Here is a 1847-nt window from a genome sequence, read left to right as displayed (position 1 = left end):
GGGCTCTGGCTCACTCTCGGTGATGGGTGACTCTGGGTGAGTTCGGAGAGCGCTGGACGTGTGCCGTCGTTGCTCGCGATTTCGTAACGGGCCGCGCGCACGAGCGGCCGCTCGTCAACGATCTGGTTTGTCGAGAACCCGATCACCAACGAGCGGCCGTGGGGTCAATTGTGCTGCATTCCCCGGCAGGCGACGATGCCTGCTGCCTGCATCTGTTCTGTCCCGCGCTCAAGGACGTGCATGTCCGGGGAGTGGAGGACCAAGGCGACACCGTGCTGATCACGGCGCGGACCACGACACTCGAAGCCGCCTGTCCGTGCTGTGGCCGCTCCTCGGTGCGGGTGCACAGCCGGTATCGGCGGATGCTGGGGGACCTGGCGGCCGGTGGACGGCCGGTTCTGGTCGAGTTGGAGGTGCGCCGGTTCTTCTGCGGCGAGCCGTCCTGTGAGCGGAAGATCTTCGCCGAGCAGGCCGACGGGCTGACGCGACCGCACGCGCGTCGCACCGGCGCGTTGCGCGACCTGCTCACCGCGATCGCAGTCGCGCTGGCCGGGCGGGCCGGGGCCCGCATGGCGGCCGCGGCCGGGATGCCGGTGAGCCGTTCCACGCTGCTGCGGATGCTGCGGGCGTTGCCCGATCCGGCGGTCGGGAAGATCGTGGTGCTGGGCGTGGACGACTTCGCCAAACGCCGGGGCAACTCCTACGGCACCGTCCTGGTGGACATGGACGCCCACCGCCCGGTCGATCTGCTGGACGGCCGCACCGCCAGTGATCTGGCCGCCTGGCTGACGGGCCATCCCGGGGTGGAGGTGATCTGCCGGGACCGGGCCGGCGCCTACGCCGAGGGCGCCCGGCAAGGGGCTCCCGGGGCCGTCCAGGTCGCTGATCGTTTCCACCTGTGGCACAACCTGGCCCAGGCGCTGGAGAAGACGATCCGCGCCCACCGGTCCTGCCTGCAGGACGCCGTTGCAGCAGATCCCGCAGCCGAAGACGAGACCGGCAACGACACCGAACCCGTCCAGCGTCCCAAGACGCTAGACGCCCATGGCAATGAGCGGCCGCTGGTGGCGCGGATCCAGCAGCGATACGCCCAAGTGCAGGAACTACGAGAGGGCGGAGCATCGTTGAATGTGATCAGCCGCCAGCTCGGGCTGGCCTTTCGCACCGTCCGCAAGTTCGCCACCGCCGACAGCGTCGAGGACCTGCTGGCCCCGACCCTCCACCGCGCCAGCAAGCTGGATGCGTTCAAGCCCTACCTGACCCGGCGCTGGAACGAGGGCTGCACCAACGCCGTCCAACTCCACCAAGAACTGCGGGCCCAGGGCTGGAAAGGGAGCCTGCGCGCCGTCCAGGGCTGGCTGACTCCCCTGCGCGGGCACCGGAAAGTACGGCCCGACCCCTGCCCGCCGCCCAGCCCCCGCCGCATCACCGGCTGGATCATGACCCATCCCGACCGCCTGGACGCCGCCAACCACGTCCAGTTGAAACAGATCCTGACATGCTGTCCCGACCTCGAGGCCGCCGCCGAACACGTCCGCGGCTTCGCCGCGATGATGACCGGCCGCAACGGTCACCTCCTTGACGACTGGATCGCCACGACCGCGGCGGGAAGCTCACCCCAGCTGGCCGCTTTCGCCACCGGCCTGCGCCGCGACCATGCCGCGGTGGTCGCCGGGCTGACCCTGCCCCACAGCAGCGGCGCGGTCGAGGGCATCGTCAACAAGATCAAATTCCTGAAGCGGCAGATGTTCGGACGCGCCAACTTCGACCTGCTCCGCATCCGCGTACTCCACTACCGCTGACTCCACATCACGCTCTGTCATCCGATCACCGAGAGTGGACCAGAG

1 protein-coding gene is annotated in these 1847 nt (G+C 69.2%); it reads left to right on the top strand.

Annotated elements, in window-relative coordinates; all coding sequences use genetic code 11:
* Nucleotides 1–170 precede the first annotated feature (170 nt).
* On the top strand, nt 171–1802 hold the full coding sequence (locus tag Pta02_RS40670; protein ID WP_203880397.1) for an ISL3 family transposase: 1632 nt from the start codon (nt 171–173) through the stop codon (nt 1800–1802).
* Nucleotides 1803–1847: the final 45 nt, after the last annotated feature.

The sequence above is a fragment of the Paraplanobispora takensis genome (genome assembly GCF_016863195.1).
Lineage (GTDB): Bacteria > Actinomycetota > Actinomycetes > Streptosporangiales > Streptosporangiaceae > Planobispora > Planobispora takensis.
Note: the sequence above shows the minus strand (reverse complement) of the source record. Positions and strands in the feature narration are given on the sequence as shown.